Source organism: Bacillus sp. FSL M8-0063 (genome assembly GCF_038005545.1).
Taxonomy (GTDB): domain Bacteria; phylum Bacillota; class Bacilli; order Bacillales; family Bacillaceae_G; genus Bacillus_A; species Bacillus_A wiedmannii.
On record NZ_JBBOTJ010000001.1, the window covers coordinates 3,741,678 to 3,761,640 of the forward strand.

Annotated in this window: 28 protein-coding genes and 1 pseudogene; 11 read left to right on the forward strand and 18 right to left on the reverse strand. The window is 35.7% G+C overall.

The genetic code is table 11. From position 1 onward, the window contains the following. Together aroQ and MKX31_RS18985 are read right to left on the reverse strand one after the other, a co-directional pair. Complete coding sequence (gene aroQ, locus MKX31_RS18980; protein ID WP_000757087.1) at positions 1–441, reverse strand: type II 3-dehydroquinate dehydratase; 441 nt, start codon at positions 439–441, stop codon at positions 1–3. A 52-nt stretch (positions 442–493) separates the two neighbouring features. After that, a complete protein-coding gene (locus MKX31_RS18985) occupies positions 494–982 on the reverse strand; it encodes a YqhR family membrane protein (RefSeq protein WP_142289410.1) in 489 nt (162 codons plus the stop codon). 244 nt (positions 983–1,226) lie between these two features. Between MKX31_RS18985 and MKX31_RS18990 the strand changes: the two genes are divergently transcribed. Next, positions 1,227–2,147, forward strand: a complete 921-nt coding sequence (locus tag MKX31_RS18990) for a DUF1385 domain-containing protein (RefSeq protein ID WP_000807116.1) — start codon at positions 1,227–1,229, stop codon at positions 2,145–2,147. A 79-nt stretch (positions 2,148–2,226) separates the two neighbouring features. After that, a complete protein-coding gene (locus MKX31_RS18995; protein ID WP_001014467.1) occupies positions 2,227–2,628 on the forward strand; it encodes an SA1362 family protein in 402 nt (133 codons plus the stop codon). On the opposite strand, the gene MKX31_RS19000 is transcribed toward MKX31_RS18995, so the two are convergent. The 3 genes and pseudogenes from MKX31_RS19000 to splB all read right to left on the reverse strand — a co-directional run bounded on the left by MKX31_RS19000 (position 2,625) and on the right by splB (position 4,941). Further along, the gene (locus MKX31_RS19000) at positions 2,625–3,287 is read right to left on the reverse strand and encodes an HAD family hydrolase (protein WP_064474821.1); all 663 of its coding nucleotides are present in this window, start codon (positions 3,285–3,287) and stop codon (positions 2,625–2,627) included. The two genes, MKX31_RS18995 and MKX31_RS19000, sit on opposite strands and share 4 nt — an antisense overlap. Before the next feature lie 54 nt (positions 3,288–3,341). Continuing rightward, positions 3,342–3,770, reverse strand: coding sequence for a transcriptional regulator MntR (gene mntR, locus MKX31_RS19005; protein ID WP_001143071.1), 429 nt, complete (start codon positions 3,768–3,770; stop codon positions 3,342–3,344). Between the two features lie 144 nt (positions 3,771–3,914). Beyond that, positions 3,915–4,941 (reverse strand): annotated as a pseudogene (splB, locus tag MKX31_RS19010) (spore photoproduct lyase). Between the two features lie 156 nt (positions 4,942–5,097). Between splB and MKX31_RS19015 the strand changes: the two are divergent. The 3 genes from MKX31_RS19015 (at position 5,098) to MKX31_RS19025 (ending at position 7,033) form a co-directional block, all read left to right on the forward strand. Beyond that, positions 5,098–5,415: a PadR family transcriptional regulator gene (locus MKX31_RS19015; RefSeq protein ID WP_000556083.1), complete on the forward strand. Its 318-nt coding sequence runs from the start codon at positions 5,098–5,100 to the stop codon at positions 5,413–5,415. 5 nt (positions 5,416–5,420) lie between these two features. Beyond that, positions 5,421–5,993 (forward strand): hypothetical protein, encoded by a 573-nt coding sequence (locus MKX31_RS19020; RefSeq protein WP_340981405.1) that lies wholly within the window; start codon positions 5,421–5,423, stop codon positions 5,991–5,993. Positions 5,994–6,193: 200 nt separating this feature from the next. Beyond that, on the forward strand, positions 6,194–7,033 hold the full coding sequence (locus MKX31_RS19025; RefSeq protein WP_088048125.1) for a hypothetical protein: 840 nt from the start codon (positions 6,194–6,196) through the stop codon (positions 7,031–7,033). 27 nt (positions 7,034–7,060) lie between these two features. Here MKX31_RS19025 and MKX31_RS19030 read toward each other — a convergent pair whose 3' ends face one another. Continuing rightward, entirely contained in the window at positions 7,061–7,897 is an 837-nt protein-coding gene (locus tag MKX31_RS19030) for a lipoate--protein ligase family protein (protein WP_000514071.1), read from the reverse strand. Between the two features lie 170 nt (positions 7,898–8,067). Between MKX31_RS19030 and MKX31_RS19035 the strand changes: the two genes are divergently transcribed. Then, positions 8,068–8,451: a rhodanese-like domain-containing protein gene (locus MKX31_RS19035; RefSeq protein WP_000108656.1), complete on the forward strand. Its 384-nt coding sequence runs from the start codon at positions 8,068–8,070 to the stop codon at positions 8,449–8,451. A 39-nt stretch (positions 8,452–8,490) separates the two neighbouring features. Here MKX31_RS19035 and MKX31_RS19040 read toward each other — a convergent pair whose 3' ends face one another. Continuing rightward, a complete protein-coding gene (locus MKX31_RS19040; protein ID WP_142289412.1) occupies positions 8,491–9,027 on the reverse strand; it encodes a DNA polymerase III subunit delta in 537 nt (178 codons plus the stop codon). 318 nt (positions 9,028–9,345) lie between these two features. Here MKX31_RS19040 and MKX31_RS19045 point away from each other — a divergent pair, with 318 nt between their 5' ends. The 5 genes from MKX31_RS19045 (at position 9,346) to MKX31_RS19065 (ending at position 11,996) form a co-directional block, all read left to right on the forward strand. Continuing rightward, the gene (locus tag MKX31_RS19045; RefSeq protein WP_064474818.1) at positions 9,346–10,323 is read left to right on the forward strand and encodes a LacI family DNA-binding transcriptional regulator; all 978 of its coding nucleotides are present in this window, start codon (positions 9,346–9,348) and stop codon (positions 10,321–10,323) included. A gap of 98 nt (positions 10,324–10,421) precedes the next feature. Beyond that, complete coding sequence (locus tag MKX31_RS19050) at positions 10,422–11,003, forward strand: TetR/AcrR family transcriptional regulator (RefSeq protein WP_142289409.1); 582 nt, start codon at positions 10,422–10,424, stop codon at positions 11,001–11,003. Between the two features lie 71 nt (positions 11,004–11,074). Continuing rightward, positions 11,075–11,407: a DMT family transporter gene (locus MKX31_RS19055; RefSeq protein WP_000312344.1), complete on the forward strand. Its 333-nt coding sequence runs from the start codon at positions 11,075–11,077 to the stop codon at positions 11,405–11,407. A 1-nt stretch (position 11,408) separates the two neighbouring features. Then, positions 11,409–11,723, forward strand: a complete 315-nt coding sequence (locus tag MKX31_RS19060; protein ID WP_046956356.1) for a DMT family transporter — start codon at positions 11,409–11,411, stop codon at positions 11,721–11,723. 15 nt (positions 11,724–11,738) lie between these two features. Next, positions 11,739–11,996, forward strand: coding sequence for a DUF3975 family protein (locus MKX31_RS19065; protein ID WP_064474817.1), 258 nt, complete (start codon positions 11,739–11,741; stop codon positions 11,994–11,996). 16 nt (positions 11,997–12,012) lie between these two features. On the opposite strand, the gene MKX31_RS19070 is transcribed toward MKX31_RS19065, so the two are convergent. The 11 genes from MKX31_RS19070 to gcvPA form a co-directional block, all read right to left on the reverse strand. Then, positions 12,013–12,198: a hypothetical protein gene (locus MKX31_RS19070; RefSeq protein ID WP_142289408.1), complete on the reverse strand. Its 186-nt coding sequence runs from the start codon at positions 12,196–12,198 to the stop codon at positions 12,013–12,015. A gap of 248 nt (positions 12,199–12,446) precedes the next feature. Further along, on the reverse strand, positions 12,447–13,040 hold the full coding sequence (locus tag MKX31_RS19075) for an ABC-2 transporter permease (protein WP_064474815.1): 594 nt from the start codon (positions 13,038–13,040) through the stop codon (positions 12,447–12,449). A 17-nt stretch (positions 13,041–13,057) separates the two neighbouring features. After that, positions 13,058–13,681, reverse strand: a complete 624-nt coding sequence (locus MKX31_RS19080) for an ABC-2 transporter permease (protein ID WP_098102839.1) — start codon at positions 13,679–13,681, stop codon at positions 13,058–13,060. Positions 13,682–13,712: 31 nt separating this feature from the next. Then, positions 13,713–14,345 (reverse strand): ABC-2 transporter permease, encoded by a 633-nt coding sequence (locus MKX31_RS19085; RefSeq protein WP_088048119.1) that lies wholly within the window; start codon positions 14,343–14,345, stop codon positions 13,713–13,715. 15 nt (positions 14,346–14,360) lie between these two features. Further along, positions 14,361–15,029, reverse strand: coding sequence for an ABC-2 transporter permease (locus MKX31_RS19090; RefSeq protein WP_002143120.1), 669 nt, complete (start codon positions 15,027–15,029; stop codon positions 14,361–14,363). After that, complete coding sequence (locus tag MKX31_RS19095; RefSeq protein WP_088048118.1) at positions 15,010–15,882, reverse strand: ABC transporter ATP-binding protein; 873 nt, start codon at positions 15,880–15,882, stop codon at positions 15,010–15,012. Before MKX31_RS19095 ends, MKX31_RS19090 begins: the two co-directional genes overlap by 20 nt. A 3-nt stretch (positions 15,883–15,885) precedes the next feature. Beyond that, positions 15,886–16,260, reverse strand: coding sequence for a GntR family transcriptional regulator (locus tag MKX31_RS19100; RefSeq protein ID WP_001021362.1), 375 nt, complete (start codon positions 16,258–16,260; stop codon positions 15,886–15,888). Positions 16,261–16,378: 118 nt separating this feature from the next. Further along, positions 16,379–16,570: a hypothetical protein gene (locus tag MKX31_RS19105; RefSeq protein ID WP_000535935.1), complete on the reverse strand. Its 192-nt coding sequence runs from the start codon at positions 16,568–16,570 to the stop codon at positions 16,379–16,381. Positions 16,571–16,640: 70 nt separating this feature from the next. Continuing rightward, the gene (locus tag MKX31_RS19110) at positions 16,641–16,844 is read right to left on the reverse strand and encodes a DUF3929 family protein (protein WP_000639160.1); all 204 of its coding nucleotides are present in this window, start codon (positions 16,842–16,844) and stop codon (positions 16,641–16,643) included. 292 nt (positions 16,845–17,136) lie between these two features. Beyond that, positions 17,137–18,612, reverse strand: a complete 1,476-nt coding sequence (gene gcvPB / locus MKX31_RS19115; protein ID WP_064474812.1) for an aminomethyl-transferring glycine dehydrogenase subunit 2 — start codon at positions 18,610–18,612, stop codon at positions 17,137–17,139. Further along, positions 18,609–19,952, reverse strand: coding sequence for an aminomethyl-transferring glycine dehydrogenase subunit 1 (gcvPA, locus tag MKX31_RS19120; protein WP_000903245.1), 1,344 nt, complete (start codon positions 19,950–19,952; stop codon positions 18,609–18,611). Before gcvPA ends, gcvPB begins: the two co-directional genes overlap by 4 nt. Positions 19,953–19,963 lie beyond the last annotated feature (11 nt).

Below are 19,963 nucleotides of genomic sequence, written 5' to 3' on the forward strand. Positions count from 1 at the left end.
TTATGCCTCCCTCAATTTCTCCATTAATGCAAATAACGCTAACTTATAGCCATAAAAACCAAATCCAACAATTTGTCCCGCACAAACAGCTGCCGTCACAGATTCATGACGGAACGACTCACGCTGATGAATGTTAGAAATATGTACTTCAATAACAGGAATCGAAATGCTCGCAATTGCATCTCGAATCGCATAGCTATAATGCGTAAATGCTCCAGGATTTAAAATGATCCCTTCATATATATCTTCCGCCTCATGAATACGATCGATAATCGCACCTTCATGATTCGATTGGAAACATTCTAACTCCACTCCCATTGTTTCTGCTTCTTGCTTCATATCTGCTTCAAGTGTCGCTAGCGTGCCCTTTCCATATACATTTACCTCTCTGACACCGAGGCGATTTAGGTTAGGACCGTTTACGAGGAGTACCTTTTTCATATGCTTAAAACTCCTTAATATTAAATATCTATACAACATTTTAACATAGGAGTTACTTGTTTGAATAGTTCGTCTTCTCTTCCCCTTCTTGCTCGGCCTTATTGGTATTTACTGCGTAAGAAACAGAGTATGCAATAAACACACCATACAATATAAAAATACATATCGTCGTCACAAGTGTTTCTTTCGGTAAATGGAGTGCGCTTTTAATAGCAGGCGCTATTAACCCCATTCCGAAAAATAGTAACGCCCACCAAAATAGCCCATAAATCATCCCTGGAAGAATTCCTTCAAACTTTGCCAAAAACGCTTTATACAAAAAGGCAATTAAAATCGAAAGTAGTCCCATACAAACAATTCCTGACACATTGCCCCATACCCCTTCTTTCCAGCTTCCAAAGGCAAATGGTAAAAGTAAATAGTTCGGTCCCGCTTCCGTAAATGAAAATATATGAAGGAAATACCATATCCCCCCCCAAAAGATTCCACCAAATAAACCAATTTGTACAAAATTCCTTGTTCCTAATTGTTCTTGACTCACATCGACACCTCCGCTCAATAGTATGCCCGAAACTATTTTGAACCATGTTTAAATACTGCGAAATTTGTCTATAAAAAGAATAAGAAATGTCCGACTCTCGTAACATTTTTCCTTGTCATATACTTGTATTTGTCGATAAAATAAAGGAAACTCGGTGATTGTCTTATTTCAAAACGACAGAACCCAGTATGACAATTGCCTCTTTTTCTACATAAGAGAGAAACAAATACAGGTTGGTGTTAACATGGCAGAAGAGTCAAAACAAATATATGGCGGGCAAGCAGTCATAGAAGGAGTTATGTTTGGCGGTAGAGAATATACTGTTACAGCGGTTCGTCGTAAAGATAAATCGATTGAATTTTATCGATTACCACGCGTTCGTAATAAAGCATTATCTATCCTGAAAAAAATTCCATTTTTACGAGGGATTGCCGCTATTGTGGATGCAAGTGCGAATGGAGCAAAACATTTAAACTTTGCTTCAGAACGATTTGATGTCCACCCAGAAGAAGACGAACAAATCGCAAATAACAAAGAAGAACAATCGAAATTAACGATGGTATTAGGAGTTGCAGCAGTTGGTGTTTTATCTTTCATATTTGGTAAAGTCATTTTCACAGCAGTTCCTGCACTACTAGCTGAATTAACGAGACCGATTTTCCCCTCTCATACAGGGCAAATCATTGTCGAAAGTGTCATTAAGCTCATGCTATTATTGAGCTATATATACTTTATTTCTTTAACCCCACTTATTAAGCGGGTATTTCAGTACCATGGTGCGGAGCATAAAGTAATTAATGCCTATGAGAATAACCTTCCAATGACTGTAGAAAATGTGCAAAAACAAACTCGCCTTCATTATCGCTGTGGCAGTAGCTTTATTATATTTACAGTCATTATTGGAATGTTTGTTTATTTCCTTGTCCCTACAGATCCACTTTGGGCCAGAGTCGTAAACCGAATTTTATTAATTCCAGTCGTTCTCGGCATTTCTTTCGAAGTGTTACAATTTACAAATCGATTACGCGATATTCCAGTATTACGCATACTTGGATATCCCGGATTATGGCTGCAACTGTTAACAACGAAAGAACCAACAGATGATCAAGTGGAAGTAGCCATTGCATCGTTTGAAGAATTATTACGTTTAGAAAACAAACAATAATTATTTAAAATTGGTGTTCAACTCCTTTCCTCATCGTTAATATACTAATTTTAATATATGTTTTTAGGAGGTGTCCCTTATGAACGGTCGTTCGTTTACATTCGCTATAGTTATGCTTATTATCGGATTAGCAATATTCGGCCTTGTTTCATCTGTCATTACAAATCCAATGGGTGTATTAAGAAATATCGGGTACATGTTACTTGTTGTCGGTATCTTTTATTTGCTATACAAGATGTTTACAAATTCTAGTGGTTCTGCAAATTCGCAAAGCTCTTATAAGCGTGCAGCGAAACAATCGAACCGCAAACATGGGAAACAAAATGTAGCACCCCTAAGCAATTCTTTCTTGAAATCCAACGCTTCTAATGACAAAGGTAAGAAAGGCGCTCCTTCCACTTTGAAGCGAAAAAGAAAACAATCTCATTTAACTGTCATTGAAGGTAAAAAAAACAAAAAGAAAGACCGTGCTTCCTTTTAGGAAATACGGTCTTTCTTTATATTTTGCAGTACTTCTTTCAAACTTTTATCTTTCATACTTTCAATTCGAAGGTGATGATTTTCAAATGGTAAATTCCTTGTCACATCATTAGGTACAACAACGCACTTTAATCCTGCTGCAATCGCTGCTTTTAATCCGTTTAACGAGTCTTCAAATACAACAGCTTCAGACGGATCAATTCCTAAATCTTCTATCGCAATTCGATAAAGTGCTGGATCCGGTTTTACCTTCTCAACATCTTCCCTTGTTTTAATGACTTCAAAATAATCTCGAATTTGTAGCTCTTCCAAAAAAGAAGTAACCCATTCTCTAGATGAACTGGAAGCTAATGCGATTTTCAATCCCATTTCTTTCGCTTCCTCTAAATATTCTTTTACCCCGTCACGAGCTTCTGGTATTTTCATTTTCTCTTTATGTAAAGTTTTCACTTTTTCTTTTAATGCATCCTTGTTAAACTTCTCTTTTAATTGCTCATTTAAATATGCGTAAAGCACATCGTCTGTCGTTCCAATACATTTCGCAAATTCCGTTAAAGGTAACTCCCCACCGTACTCACGAACAGCGTCTCTGAAAGAGTGAAACCATATTGTTTCTGTGTCTACAATTAATCCATCAAAATCAAAAATAATTGCTTTCATAATTTCCCCATCCTTTTCGGTTGAAATAAAAAAGGAAACGACATACGTTCCCCCTTAATTACTTTTCTCTTCATTTGCTTTTTGAACGCCACGAAGTGTTTCCACTCGAACCTCATCTTGTTCAAAATATTGCACTAGATCACCAATGCGGTCAATTGCTTCCCAACTTAAATGATGTTCAATTCCTTCTACATCATTGTAAATTTTACTTTCATCCAAACCGATAATACGCATAAATTGCTCTAGCAAGTCATGACGATATACGAGACGTTCTCCGATTTTTTTACCTTTTGATGTTAATACAAGCCCTCTATATTTTTCATAAATTAGATATTCATCTTTGTCTAATTTTTGCACCATTTTCGTTACAGAGGATGGATGTACACTCAGCGCTTCAGCAATATCAGATACGCGGGCATAACCCTTTTCATCAATCAACAAATAAATTTGTTCAATATAATCTTCCATACTAGGGGTAGGCATCGGTTTCCTCCATCCAATTTCATTTTGCTCATTCCGTACGAAGCAATCAATAAAATGATACACCAGAAAGAATAACGTGACAAGTTGAAAACAAGCCTAAATATTTAAAAGAAAAAAGAACTTGCATTCCAATACAAGTTCTTTTCATGTAAAATATTGAATTTCTGCGTTAGGAAAAAAGTGATGAATATATCCTCTAATCGTTTCTTCCAATACTTCTGCATCATCTTTTTTATATACGTATTTCCCGATGCCATATCGTCCCCATTTATATTTGCGCTTCTCTTCATCCATTTCAAGCTTCGTATTCGGATAACGCTCTTGAATGACCTTTTTTGCTGGTTTTGTAAAGCGATGTTGAATTAATTCAAATGTTAAATTCGGTATCGACAAATCTTTTAGCGCATTGTACAGTCGCTCAAATAGTTCACGATATCCTTCTTCCCATCCTTCATGCATATTAAAGTGGTGCAACTATAAACCCAAGTGGATAACCCGCACCTGCTACTTTACGAGCCGCTTCAATTCGTTCTTCAAAAGGTGATGTCCTCGGCTCAAAATTTTTGATTACATACCGTGAATTAATACTAAATCGAAAACGAGTTTTCCCATTATGTTTTGCATCTAATAAATGATCAACGTGCGAATATTTCGTAACGAAACGTAAACGCCCATGCTCACTTTCTCCAATGAATTCAATCGCCCGCTTTAATGCATGTGTTAAATGATCAATTCCAACAATATCTGATGTACAAGCCGCTTCAAACCTTGTTATTTCTGGTGCTCTTTCATCCATATACTGCTTTGCCTTCTCAAATATTTCATCAAGATTGACATACACGCGAACGTAAGGCTTACTCCCAAGTGTCGTTTGCAAATAGCAATAATGACAATGTCCCATACACCCCGTTGCGAGCGGGATTGCATATTCAGCTGACGGTTTTGACGTATCAAACTTTAATGTTTTCCTCACCCCAACGACAAGTGTTGCCTTTGCATTACGATACTTTTGCAAATCATTTTCACCTGGCAAATTTCTAATTTGATTATGGGATGTCATTTCACGAATTTCTAATCCCATCTTCGTAAACTTCTCATACAGCTCTTTTCCAAGCGGATATTCGAGTGCCTTCGGTTCAAAGTAAACGAGTTTTGGCATAAATGGTTTCATATGCTTCCCTCCTCTCGTTAGTATGGGAAACGATGAAGAATTAACACTCATTAAAGTTTTCCACTTCAGTAACTTGCGTTGCAAGTTACTGAATGTTATAATTTGGATAACAGCTACCTTGCAACGCAAGTTACCTGAGTAAAAGGTGGTGAAATCATGCACAGCCAAATGTTAAAAGGTGTGCTCGAAGGTTGCATCCTATACATCATTTCACAAGAAGAAGTGTACGGATATGAACTGAGTACAAAATTAAATAAACACGGATTTACATTCGTAAGTGAAGGAAGCATATATCCGTTATTGTTACGTATGCAAAAAGAAAAATTGATTGAAGGAACATTAAAAGCTTCCTCACTCGGTCCAAAGCGAAAATATTATCACGTAACCGACAAAGGATTAGAGCAGCTTGAAGAGTTTAAACAAAGTTGGGGAATGGTTTCAACTACGGTGAACAATTTATTACAAGGGGAGTGATAGGGATGAATGCACAAGACATGATTGAATTGAATAATAAAAAACGTGAGCTTCTAACTTCCGAAAACGAAACTGCTTATGGCGATATGCTAGTATATCTTCGATTATCTAATGTACCCGAACATCAAGTAGATGAACTTATATCAGCTTTGCCTGTCCAAACAAAATTAGAAAAAACTTCTTTAATCGGTTTTGTTATTAGCTTACTTCTTGCTATACAGTTTGGAATCGATGCAATTGTTTCCTTTTTCATTTTAATCTTTGAAAATAATGTAGAACAATTCACCCCAGCTTTTAGTATCCCTGGAACTATTTTGTCTGTTTCACTCATTATTCTAGGAATACTGCTTATTTTATATTTATTAAAGCGTTACTCCTTTGATCAAAAAATAAATTGGAAAAGACGAATTCTATTCGGGCTCGCTTTTGCTACTCCATTTTGTTCAGCTATATTCGTAAATATTTATTTTAGAAAACAACCTTACCTTATTTATCATCTAACCTTTTGGCAAAACGCCTTAATCGCTATCTTATTTTTTATTTTATATAAATTACTATACAAAAAATCAAATTTTTAACAGCCTTTCAAAAGGCTGTTTTTCTTCTGTCTAATTTTACAAATTGAAAAATTTCATAAAGAAAATAAGAAAAATGCAAAATAATTAAAGTTAATTGTTGACGTGATGCTTTTATTATCGGTATCATAAATCTTCGTGAGCAATTATTTTTCGTTATACGATTTTTTTATTATTACTGAATTTTTGAGAGGAGAAATTAAATGTCAGTTAAGAAGAAAACGCAAGTACGCACCGGCAAAATGGTACGTGAACTAATGTTAGCAGACGAAGATGTAAATGCTTCGCTAATTATGGTATATAGTGAAAACGGTGTAAACGCAGAAATTAAAATCGAGGGCTTAACGCCGAAATGTAACGAAGAATTATTTTTGAGCGGAAACGTGGATTGGAACAAGAGTGTTATTTATAAAATTGTTGATTTCACTGGGAACGCTGAAGTTGGTAAAGTTACATTAACAGCGATGAACAAAAATAATGTTTCTCTAGAAGTTGAACGCGTTATGTGGAGCAAAGAGAATAAAGAAGCTGCTGAGCAAGAAGAAACTGTTGTAGAAGCTACTCCGAAAAAAGAAGTAGTTGTAGAAGCTCCAAAAGCAGTTGCACCTGCTCCAAAACCTGTTACGCGAGTAGAAACACCTGCAGCACCTAAACCTACTCCGGTACCGACACCGAAGCCAGTAAGTGTAGAAGCAGCTGTGGAACTATCTACTCCAGCACCTGTGAAAAAAGCAGCACCAACTCCAGTTACAAAGCAAGAGACAGCACCGGTCGCTCCTGCAAAACCGAAGCAACCTGCTTTGACTGAAACAAATACAAAACTACAAGAAAATTATGTTAAACTTGTGAAAAAGACAATTGAAGTTTGTCAAGATTACGAGCTTGGCATCGACATAGATGATTCTATTGAAAGCTTAAAAAAAGAACTACAAAGCCAAGGTATTAGCGTTACATTTGACAAAGAAATTATGGACGTTGTAAATCGCCTTCGTTCTTTACAAGATAAAGGAATCAAAGTAGAAAAAGTACTTAATTTACTATAAAAAATAAGAGGTGGCAATTGCCACCTCTTATTTTTTATAATTCCATTCCTTACTTTCATACTTCTCTTTTGCTAATGTTTGCACTTCATGTAACTGTTCTTCTGTTAATTCATACGGAACAAGCTCTACATCTAATCCTTTTTCAAACCCAACCTCAAACGCTTTAATTAACTGTTCGATTGTAAACGTACGGTCTGTTAATTCATTAATTGCTACCGCTTTAGAAGAGAACATACTCTTCATACGCTCTTTTACACGTTCATTCGGGAATAAAAACAGATCGTATAATTCATCTAAATCTATTTCTAACGGAATCGATCCGTGCTGTAAAATCACACCTTTTTGACGTGTTTGAGCACTACCTGCGATTTTTCTTCCTTCTACTACAATTTCATACCAAGACGGTGCATCAAAGCATACTCCTGAACGTGGATTTTTTAAATTTTCACGGTCTGCTTCTGTTTTTGGAACTGCATAATATGCTTCTAATCCTAATGCCTTAAAACCGTCTAATAAACCTTGCGAAATAATACGATACGCTTCTGTAACTGTTTTTGGCATATTTGGATGATCTTCAGACACAATAACACTGTACGTTAATTCTTTATCATGTAGTACACCCCTGCCGCCTGTTTGACGACGAACGAATCCATATTTCTTTTCGTTAACTACATCCATATTAATATCTTTTTCAACACGCTGGAAATACCCAACTGTTAATGTTGGTACTTCCCATTCATAAAAACGAATGGTTGGTGGCATTTTCTTTTCACTTTGCCAATTTAATAAACATTCATCTAACGCCATATTAAATGCCGGTGAACATTGACCAGAGTTAATATAACACCATTTTTCTTTTCCCATCCTGCACCTCATATAACCAATTATTTTTCACATTCTCTAGTCTACCAAATTCGACAAAATTTGTGAAAGAATACGAAATTTCTTCTTATATGCAAATGAATCTGTTGCATAAATACATACGGGCATTATAATATTGAAAGTAGGATAAGAAAAAAGGGAGCGATAGAACCGTGTCAACAACTTGGATTATTTTATTAGCCGTAATCGTAGCGTTCATCGGCTACACTGTATGGATGTATTTCTATCAGAGAAAATTAATTAAAACACTTTCAGAAGAAGAGTTTCGCGCTGGCTACCGCAAAGCACAGCTTATCGATATTCGCGAAGCAGACGAATATACTGCAGGACATATTTTAGGCGCACGTAACATTCCATTATCACAAATTCGCCTTCGTCATAAAGAACTTCGCAAAGATCAACCAGTTTACTTATACTGCCAAAGCGGATTCCGTACTGGTCGTGCAGCTCAATACTTAAAGAAACAAGGCTACAAAGATTTCTACCAATTACAAGGTGGATTCAAAACGTGGACTGGAAAAATTAAAAAGAAATAATAACATACAAAAACTAGCTGAATCATTCAGCTAGTTTTTTCATTCCATATTATTCGCAATGTATACTAAATTTTGCTTAATCACATCTTTATCATTCTCTTGCACATTACGATACAGCAGCTGATATTCAAGTCCTTTCTCTTTCCAAATAAGCGTAGCGAATTCATCTCCTCGCCCAGAGTCATCCTTATTTTTAAAATAAGCGAATGCTCCACTATTCAATTTCATTTGTTCTTGAAATCGCTTCTCTTCCACGAGATCCGGAAAACTATAAGGAAAGTTTGCAACATTTAACTCAATATACTCATTTCTATCTGGCTCCTGCTGTTTATATTTAATCATTAAGACAGCGTTCTTCTTCCCAATCGTTCTGACTTCCCCCTTCACATCACTCGTAATGTCATACGGTAAAAACGCCGGAACTTTAAATTTCACTGGAAAATATTTCGGAAGCTCCTTTAGTGGAATAGGAGCCGTAACACGATCCATAGCTCCCCCTGTTGTTCCCACAAAGTTTTTTTCTTCTTGCATCGTTTGCTGAAACGAACATGAACTTAGCACTAGACTAGAAAACACGAAACAAATGATTCTTTTTTTCAATTTGTTTCCGCCCTTTCATACCGCTATCTTTATGAATGAAGTGTTTATATGCTATTCATATTCGCTTCATTAACAAACTCCCCCTTTGAAAACTTTCCACGTTATTCTCACACATTTTGACAAAACTTCTTTTATAGACGCAAAAAAGCCCCCTATCATTCTTACGCCCAAATAAAAAGGTTACGCGAATAAAAAGAAGCCTTACTTATAACATAGTTTGTGAAAAGCTTTTCAGGTCAAGATTTTTTCATTCTTATTATTTTCCCTTTATAATAAAGGAAAGAGGTGATACATATGGCCAATATAAAACAAATTGCAAAAACCGCTGGTGTATCCATATCAACTGTTTCCCGCGTCCTTAATAATCACCCTTACGTAAAAGAAGAAAAACGTAAGCGTGTTCTAGATGCTGTTGAAGAATTGAACTATGCAAAAAATATAAATGCTATTCATTTAATAAAGGGAAAAACATATACAATCGGGGTTATGCTCCCCTTCATTAATCTTCCATACTTCAGTACCATTATTGAAGGAATCGGAAACGAAGCGTTAGCAGCTGGATATCACATTAATTTATGTCAAACAAATTACGATAGCCTCGAAGAGATTCGTGTTCTTGAAATGATGAAAATGAAACAATTCGATGGAATGATTATTTGCTCTCGAACGAGTTCTTGGGAACAAATTGAACCTTTCGCAAAATTTGCCCCTATTATTTCATGTGAAAAGATGAAGCATCCCCTCATTTCATCCGTCTACGTAGATCACTATGAAGGCTTCCGTCTCGGCACTGCCTATTTACTCAGTAAAGGCCATGAAAAAATCGGAATCTGTTTAGCAAGAAAAACGAGTGCAAATTCTATGGAGCGCGAAAAAGCATTTGCTGATACGCTTCATAACGAAGGTAAAACGGTACATCCAGATTGGATTTTTCATCAATGCTATACGATGCAGGATGGTGCAAAAATACTTCATCGCATTTTAAACATGAAAAATCGCCCAACCGCTATTTTTACAGCGAACGATCAAGTTGCAGCTGGTTTATTAACAGAGGCGCGAAAGCATAGTATTCGAGTCCCTGAAGAACTTGCTATCCTTGGATTTGATAATCATGAAATTTCAAAGGCGTTAGAAATTTCAACAATTGAGCATCCCGGCCTTACAATGGGCTCACATGCTTTTTCTTTATTCCATAAACAAATCCAAAGCGAGCAAATTGCCGGGAATGCAGAAGAGCTTTCATTCCATTTAATTGAGCGAGATACTGTCTGAAAAAAGAGCGTTACCTATAGCGCTCTTTTTCAGCTCTTCACCTATTGACTTTATATTTCCCATCTCATATAATGAACCTAACGAACGGTAGGTAGGGGATGAAAATGACAGCAAACCGCATTAAAGCTGTAGCACTTTCTCATTTCGCACGCTACGGCTATGAAGGAACTTCATTGGCAAATATTGCTCAAGAAGTCGGGATTAAAAAACCATCGATTTACGCACACTTTAAAGGAAAAGAAGAGCTATATTTTATATGCTTAGAATCCGCTCTTCAAAAAGATTTACAGAGCTTCACAGACGATATCGAAAAATTTTCAAATTCGTCTACTGAAGAATTGCTCTTACAGTTACTAAAGGGCTACGCAAAACGATTTGGTGAAAGTGAAGAATCAATGTTTTGGTTACGAACTTCCTATTTTCCGCCTGATGCATTCCGCGTACAAATTATCGAAAAAGCGAATGCACACATTGAAAACGTCGGAAAACTTTTATTCCCTATATTTAAACAGGCAAACGAGCAAAGTGAACTGCATAACATTGAAGTAAAAGACGCTCTAGAAGCTTTTCTATGCTTACTGGACGGACTTATGGTTGAACTACTATTTGCAGGTTTAAATCGCTTTGGGACTCGTTTAAACGCCTCTTGGCAAGTATTTTGGCGAGGTCTTTCAAACTGACGGATTGCTCCTTTGCAATGCGTCGTTTTTAAGCCCTTTACCTAACGACTGGTAGGAAGGAGAAATGACATATGGCATGGATTTATGTAATCATAGCTGGTATTATTGAAATCTTTTGGGTGATTGGACTTAAAAAAGCGGAGGCACCACTCGAATGGGCTGGTGTTGCGTTATTAATTACAATTAGTTTCGTCTTATTATTTAGAGCCTATAAAGATTTACCTGTCGGCACTGTATACGCAGTCTTTACAGGAATTGGAGCTGGTGGGATCGTTCTTACAGAGATTTTCGTCTTCGGAGAACCTTTCTCTATTGTAAAAGTTCTATTAATTGGTTTAATCTTCTTCGGAGTAATTGGGCTAAAACGAGTAACAGAAGAAAAAGAAGCGAAGGAGGCCGCATAAAATGGCTTGGTTATTTTTAATTCTAGCTGGTATTTGTGAAATTATTGGTGTACTCTTTATGAAAGTAGCCACTGAAAAGAAAGGCTGGGCACCAAAAGTTATTTTAATCGCTAACTTCGGCGTAAGTTTCTTCTTCTTATCCCTTGCGATGAACACGTTACCGATGGGAACTGCTTACGCGATTTGGACTGGAATCGGAACTGCGGGAAGTGCACTTCTAGGTATTCTTATTTTCCGCGAATCAGCGGATTGGCGTCGTCTTGCCTTCTTAAGTTGCATTCTATGCGGCGCTGTTGGCTTAAAACTATTAAGCTAACGTGAGGTGAATGTCATGTGGAAAGAAAAAGGAAAACAAATGTTAGCATGGATTACACTTGGAATTGTCATTCTATTACAAATCAGTTTTCATATAATAGAATGGTTGTTTCATAAAGTAGTATCCATTCTTACCTTCCTTCCTAGCATGGCACTTGAAATTGCATCTATTGCTTGGTCAGTTATTGCCTCCATTGCAATCGTCATTATATGGAGTATCGCCAAACTATGGAATAAATTATTTAAAAAGGACATTACTTCTGAAAAAGAGTAACTGTCCTTTTTTATATTCATTCAGACTTCCTGTAGAAGTTTGATGCGATAAGACAAAGAAGACCAATTATAACAATACTTACACCAATTCCTTTATGCAAATTAGGAAATGGTGATGGTATATCTGAGTAAAAATTTGCTAATATGAGACCGATTGAAAATAAAAGTACTCCTATTCTATATAACCATTTTCTTTTGTTCATCATTCTCCCTCCTAAAATTTTTCATACACTCCTTTCTTTTGGACATACTACCTAAAAAAGGAGTGAATAATATGCAAAATTCTATACATAAGCAGATCCTATTTTTATTTTTCCTCTTTCTCATTCTCGTTATCGTTTTCAGCTTTATATTACATACTCCAAAAGATGTTGTACCGAATAGCCTCTCTGTTTATAAACTCTTACTTTCATATTGTCGTTATTAAAGAAGGTGCCTTATATGGCACCTTTTAAAATTCTCTCTTCTCATACAATTTTACTGAAACGAAGATAGATACTATGAACATGCAAATTGAACTAATAAACAATAAACTATTGTATAGATGAATTTGTTCCAGGTTGATTTGAAAGATCATCTCGAAAATAACAATCGGTGCTATGAGTATTAATATCGTAATAAAAACCATTTTTTTATATGCTAGCCAAAACGATAACGGCAATGCAAAGCTTAAATATACTAAAATAAAACTAATACTAGTAACCACTGTCGTTTCAATAAATTCAAATACATTAACTCCATTCTTCATTCCCATCGCGAAACAGCCGACCGTTACACTTATAAAAAGAATAATAATTGCTACTATATACTTTGCAAATACAATTTGTTTTTTCGATATTGGCAAACTATTTAATATGACTTCACTCTCATTTTTTCTATCGGCTTCAAATGTTTTTACTGTTGCCCCAACGGTAATAATTACTGACATAATTATGAATAAATTTTTCGTATCTGTTAAGGCCATATAAAAGAAAATAGGATACAGTATGTACCAAATAAAAAATTTCCATTGGATAATGAAATCTTTTACAATGAGTTGTTTCAAAGTGATTCCCCCTCTCCTCACAAATCACGCTCATTATACAAGTTAATTGAGAGTAACATTGATATAATATATAAAAGAAGAAGTCCTACTATAAAGCAAACATTTACGACTAGACTCGTGCTCCAAACATTCTCTACATCTAACCATACGCTACTTACAATCACTCCACTTAATCCCCCAATTATGATTCCCATAAAATAAGCGGCCTGTTTCGTACTGCTATATTCTACTGAAAATTCAATTGGAAGTACGATCATGCTATAAACAAATCCTCCCGTTATTCCACCAAGAATCGTTCCCCACAGCATAAATGCAGTTATATGTTCATTTTGCAACTGAATTAGACCAACTAAAAGTGAGAAAACCACACCTAAAACAACTAAAATACTTACAAATATGTATTTCGCTATGACAATTTCTTTACGTTGAAGTGGTAAACTATTTAATATCTTTTCACTCTTATTTCTAGCCTCATAACTCGTCGACCATATTGTTCCAAGGATAGGTATAGATATGCTAAGCGTCATAAGAAAATTGTCGCTACCCAAATCAACAATTACAAGGAAAAACAAGCATATAAAACCAACAAACCCTACCTTTCTTTGCAACATCATATCTTTTAAGACTAATTGCTTGATCATGTTTTACCCTCCTAATATGAAAATGCTCCTTCTATAACTCTGCCTCCTGAAACATTTTCATTGAGAGAAACATTGATATGACTATACTTACTAACACTCCGATACCAAGAATACTCATTGATAATGTAGCATCTTCAGATTGAAGTACTTTTAGCATGATTATTTCATCACCAAAAATATTGCACATAAGGCCAATCATACCCATTAAAGGAAAAATCATAATCACATTCAAGACAGTAATAGCTTTATATCCTCCAATGTAATTAGTAGGTATCGTTACTACACAATAAATTAAAGTTGCTACTATTGCTGAAAATATTGCATATCCAGGAATAGCTATGTCTCTGTTCAATAAAATATTTCCTAATATTACGACTATAAAAGTTGTACTCAAACCAGCCATAATAAATAATGAGCTTGAAATATATTTAGCTATAACTATCTCTTTTCTCGTTATAGGCAAACTCACTAATACTTTTTCTGTTTTACTTTTCTCGTCATAATAAAAAGAAATATATATAATCGTACTACATGTTATAAATAATCCTATTGCAATCCCCATCGGTTCTACGGAATTTCTAAAAACGGATAAAATAGGTATTAAAAAATAGAAAGGAAACATCTTCTTCTGTAAGAAAAACTCCTTCAAAATCAACTGTTGCATATGAATTCCCCCTCTCTATAAATCACGCGTTTCATAAATTTTAATTGTAAGAAACATAGAAGCGATATAGACACTAGCTAATATAATTCCTCCAACTATAAATACACCGATATGCACTGGATTCATAATCCACTCAATGAATGAAGGTGTTGTTTCATCCAATCCATCTCCTATGAATATCCAAGCAATTCCACCAACTACCATTGATGCTCCTGACACTATACTTCGTGCTATCTTTGACCTTGTAACATAATAACTAGGAAAGAATGTTACAACAAAAAATACGGCATAAACAGCTCCATTTATTACTTCATACCACGGAATTTCAATGTATAGATTCGGATGATAGGTACCGATATCACCAATGACCACAATGCCTCTTACAAGAAAAACAACTAACATCGTAGAGAGTATGCCACCAACAATAAATATTGCACTGGAAACATATCTAGCAATTATGATATCCTTTCGGCTTACCGGTAAACTATTTATAATAATGTCACTGTTATTCCTTTCATCCATAAAAGTTAACGTCATAACGGAAGAAAGAGTTATAAATAGACAACTCATCGAAAATAACAATTCACCACTTGGATCTAACATAAATAATACAAGAGGCACAATTAGATTCACTAACCACGTTACCCTAAAAAAGAACAAATCTTTATATATGAGCTGACGCATAGGGACCTCTCCCTTTCGCGGTGTAAACGATGATATCGTCTAATGTTGGTTTTTCTAGTACAACCTCATTTCCAAACCAATCGATAATTGCTTGCTTATCCTTTGCTAAACCTTCGAAACCAAATTTATTTTTTCGTAATCCAACAAATAATTCTTTTCCTTCTCTATCTAATAAATCATTACTTCCTTTTACAATTACGTAGTTCTCCATTAATTCATCTTTCTCACCAGTAAATATAATTTCTCCATCATTTATGAACGTAATATAATCCGCGATGCGCTCTAAGTCTGTTGTAATGTGTGTTGATAATAATACAGATACTTCATCTTCCATTACAATTTCTTGCAACATATCAAGCAATTCACTTCGAACAACCGGATCTAATCCTGCCGTTGGTTCGTCCATAATAATAAACTCCGCGTGGTGTGAAAGTGCGATTGCAATCGCAAATTTCATTTTCATCCCTTTTGATAATTCTTTAATTTTTTTATACTTCGGAACTTGCAATCGATGCATATACGATTGATACTGCTCTTCGTCCCACTTTTTATATAGCGGTGCAATAATACGTTTCATTTGTTCACACGTTAAATCTTCGTAGTAATGATTTTCATCATATACAAAACCGATATTTTGTTTTATTTCCTTCTCGGCTTTTTTATTGTCCTTGCCAAAAATTTTTATATCACCGCTATCTTTTCTAATTAAATTCATAATCATTTTGATCGTCGTACTTTTCCCTGCTCCATTCGGTCCGACAAATCCCATAATATATCCGCGTGGTAACGTAAAACTTATATTTTTCACTGCAAAATCTTGATGACTTTTACAAACGTTTTTTAGCTCTAACATCTCTTATTCCCCCTCATATAAACACGCAATCATCTGCTGTAAATCTTCAAGTGAAAGCTGCAACGCTTTACTTTCATTTACAACCTCTTCCGCTTTACTTTCCAATAGACGTAGCCGCTGTTCTTTTAGTAGTTCATTATTTTTACGTGAAACATAAGTCCCCTTCCCAGCAACAGTTTCTATATATCCTTCTTTTTCAAGCTCCTCGTACGCACGCTTCGTTGTAATTACACTAACTTGTAATTCCTTCGCTAAGCTACGAATAGACGGTAATTGGTCTCCACCCTTTAAACCACCATTTAAAATAAGCTGGCTTAATTGTTTTCTTATTTGCACATAAATAGGGTCTTGGGAAGAATTCGAAATAATAATATTCATGTTTTCCTCCAGTGTGTGTATATACTGTATATACCTTATATATACAGTATATACACACCATCCTATTTTTGGCAAGAAAAAAAGACCAACATTTTCCTGTTGATCTTTCGTATATGTATCACTTTTCAAAGCGATCTAACATCTCATCTCTCATTCCAAAACTCACTACCGCAATTCCTACATACATAAACAGAAGGAACGCCGGATGAACTGTATTGTACCAAGTGCTATCAACAATTAAATAAATCGTTAATGCTACAACAAGAACAAACGCTAAGATAAACATATAAAAGTGTCTTGTACTACCCATAATAAACTCCTCTCTTCTCTCGTCACCATTCAACAGTATATTGTATCGAATAATTCGATATGACTCAAGGTTAACTTTCTGTTATGTAATCAAGTTCCACCTTTACAATGTCCTCACATGCTATTGAAATGATTGTTCCTTGCTTATCAATTGCCGTCACTTCTCTATTATCCATTACACGATGTGCTACTCTTTCTAATACTTTTCCTTGATCTCGATAACAAAATTCTTTTACATCTTTAATCGTTTTTCCGTTTTCTAAATGGTATATCATTCTATAACACCGATATCCCACATTTTCACCCCCAACTTGCTCGTTTTTTCACATATACATAAAAATGAGTCATTCCTATCTCATTACATCTTCTTAATTTCAATAAAATTCTAACAAAAATAAATACTTTTATCAAACTGACTTTTTCAACAAAATCACCTATAAAACTGCTTCTTTACACCAATATGAAACAAAAAATATAAACTTTTAACATTTTCTTCACTATTTCTGCACAAATTCTCCATACAAAAAAAGAACTCGCATATAGCGAGTTCTTCCTTTGTTATGCTAATTAAACTTGTACAGGAGCTAGCTTTTCATAACGTAAAACTGGTTTACGAGCAGCCAATGTTTCATCCAAACGTTTAATTACCGTTGTATGTGGCGCTTCTTGTACAACTTCTGGATTTTCTTCTACTTCTTTAGCAATTTGAATCATCTTATCAATAAAACCGTCTAATGTTTCTTTTGATTCTGTTTCTGTCGGCTCAATCATAATACATTCTTCCACATTTAATGGGAAGTAAATTGTTGGTGGATGGTAACCGAAATCAAGCAGGCGTTTTGCGATATCTAATGTACGTACACCAAGTTTCTTTTGACGACGACCTGATAATACAAACTCATGCTTACAATGTCTATCGAACGGAAGATCATAGAATGGTGCTAATCTTCTCATCATATAGTTCGCATTTAATACCGCATACTCCGTTACTGCACGTAGTCCATCTGGACCCATAGAACGAATGTATGTGTATGCACGAACGTTAATTCCGAAGTTACCATAGAATGGTTTTACGCGCCCAATTGCTTCTGGACGATCATAGTTAAAGTGATAGCCATTTTCTGTTTTCTCTAAAATTGGTTTTGGTAAGTACGGAATTAAATCTGCTTTCACACCTACTGGACCAGAACCTGGGCCACCGCCGCCGTGAGGACCTGTAAATGTTTTATGAAGGTTTAAATGCACAACGTCAAATCCCATATCTCCTGGGCGCGCCTGGCTTAATACCGCATTTAAGTTTGCACCATCATAGTATAATTTACCGCCTGCGTTATGGACGATTTCTGCCATTTCTAAAATATTTTCTTCGAATAGACCTAATGTATTAGGATTTGTTAACATAAGTGCTGCTGTTTCTTCGTTTACAACACGTTTTAAATCTTCTAAGTCAACAAGACCATGTTCATTTGATTTTACTGTAATTGTTTCAAAACCAGCTACAGTTGCAGATGCTGGATTCGTGCCGTGAGCAGAGTCAGGAACAATTACTTTCGTACGGTTAAAGTCACCATTTGCTTCATGGTATGCACGAATTAACATTAAGCCTGTCCATTCTCCGTGTGCACCAGCTGCTGGTTGTAATGTAACAGTATCCATACCTGTAATTTCAATTAAATGCTCTTGTAAGTCGTACATTAATTCCATTGCACCTTGTACTGTCTTTTCATCTTGTAATGGATGAATATTTGCAAATCCTGCGAAACGAGCTACATTCTCATTAATTTTCGGATTATATTTCATCGTACAAGATCCAAGTGGATAGAATCCAGAATCTACACCGTGGTTACGGTTTGAAAGTGCTGTATAGTGGCGCATAATGTCAAGTTCAGATACTTCTGGTAGCTCAGCATCTTCTACTCGAATATAATCGCTCTCAAACACATCTTCTAGTTTCACTTCTTCTACATCTAATGTTGGTAGGCTATATCCTATGCGTCCTTCTTTACTCACTTCAAAGATAAGTGCTTGGTCTTGGTTCTTCATTGGATAGCCCCCATTTCGTTTACAAGTGTGTCAATTTCCTCTTTTGTACGAAGCTCAGTTACTGCTACAAGCATATGGTTTTCATGCTCTTTATAATCACGGCCTAGATCGTAACCGCCGATAATATTCTTTTGTAATAATGCATCGTTTACTTCTTTCACTGGACGCTTGCAATCTACAACAAACTCATTGAAGAATGGTCCAGCAAATGTAACTGTGAAGCCTTGCGCTTCAAATTGACGTTTTGCATATTGTGCTTTAGAAATATTTTGACGTGCCATTTCTTTCACACCTTGTTTACCAAGTGCCGTCATTGCAACTGATGCTGCTAATGCATTTAACGCTTGATTTGAACAAATGTTAGACGTCGCTTTGTCACGGCGAATATGCTGTTCACGTGCTTGTAACGTTAATACAAACCCACGTTTACCATCTGAATCTACAGTTTGTCCAACAAGACGTCCTGGAATTTTACGCATAAATGCTTTCGTTGTTGCAAAGTAACCACAGTGTGGTCCACCAAACTGCGTTGGAATACCAAATGGTTGTGCATCACCGATTACAATATCAGCACCAAATTTTCCTGGTGGTGTTAATGCGCCTAATGATAATGGATTTGAAGAAACGATAAATAATGATTTTTGTTGATGAACGATTTTTTCAATATCAGCTAATTTTTCAACTTGTCCGAAGAAGTTTGGATATTGAACGATTACACAAGCAACTGTATCATCTACTTCACTTTGTAATACGTCTAAATCTGTTACACCATCTTTATGATTAATTTCAACAACTTCAAGATGTTGACCTTTTGCATACGTTTCAAGTACTGCTCTTGATTCTGGATGAACTGCACTAGATACAAGAATTTTCTTTTTACGAGTATGGCCAGCTGCTAGCATTGCCGCTTCAGCTAAAGCTGTACCTCCATCGTACATAGAAGAGTTTGCTACATCCATTCCTGTTAATTCACAAATCATTGTTTGGAATTCAAAGATTGCTTGTAATTCCCCTTGTGAAATTTCTGGTTGGTATGGCGTGTAAGCTGTATAAAATTCTGAGCGAGAGATAACGTGATCTACAATTACTGGAGCGTAATGATCATATACGCCTGCTCCTAAGAAAGAAGCGTACTCTTTTAAGTTAGCATTTTTACTAGCCATTTGAGTTAACTCTTTTAGCAGCTCTGGCTCTGATTTTGCTTCTTTAATTTTTAAATCCCCTTTAAAACGAACACTCTCTGGAATATCAGAGAATAACTCATCGATCGTTTGAACGCCGATCGTTTGTAACATTTCTTTTTTGTCTTCTTCTGTCATTGGAAGATAACGATGCAACATGAAATCTACCC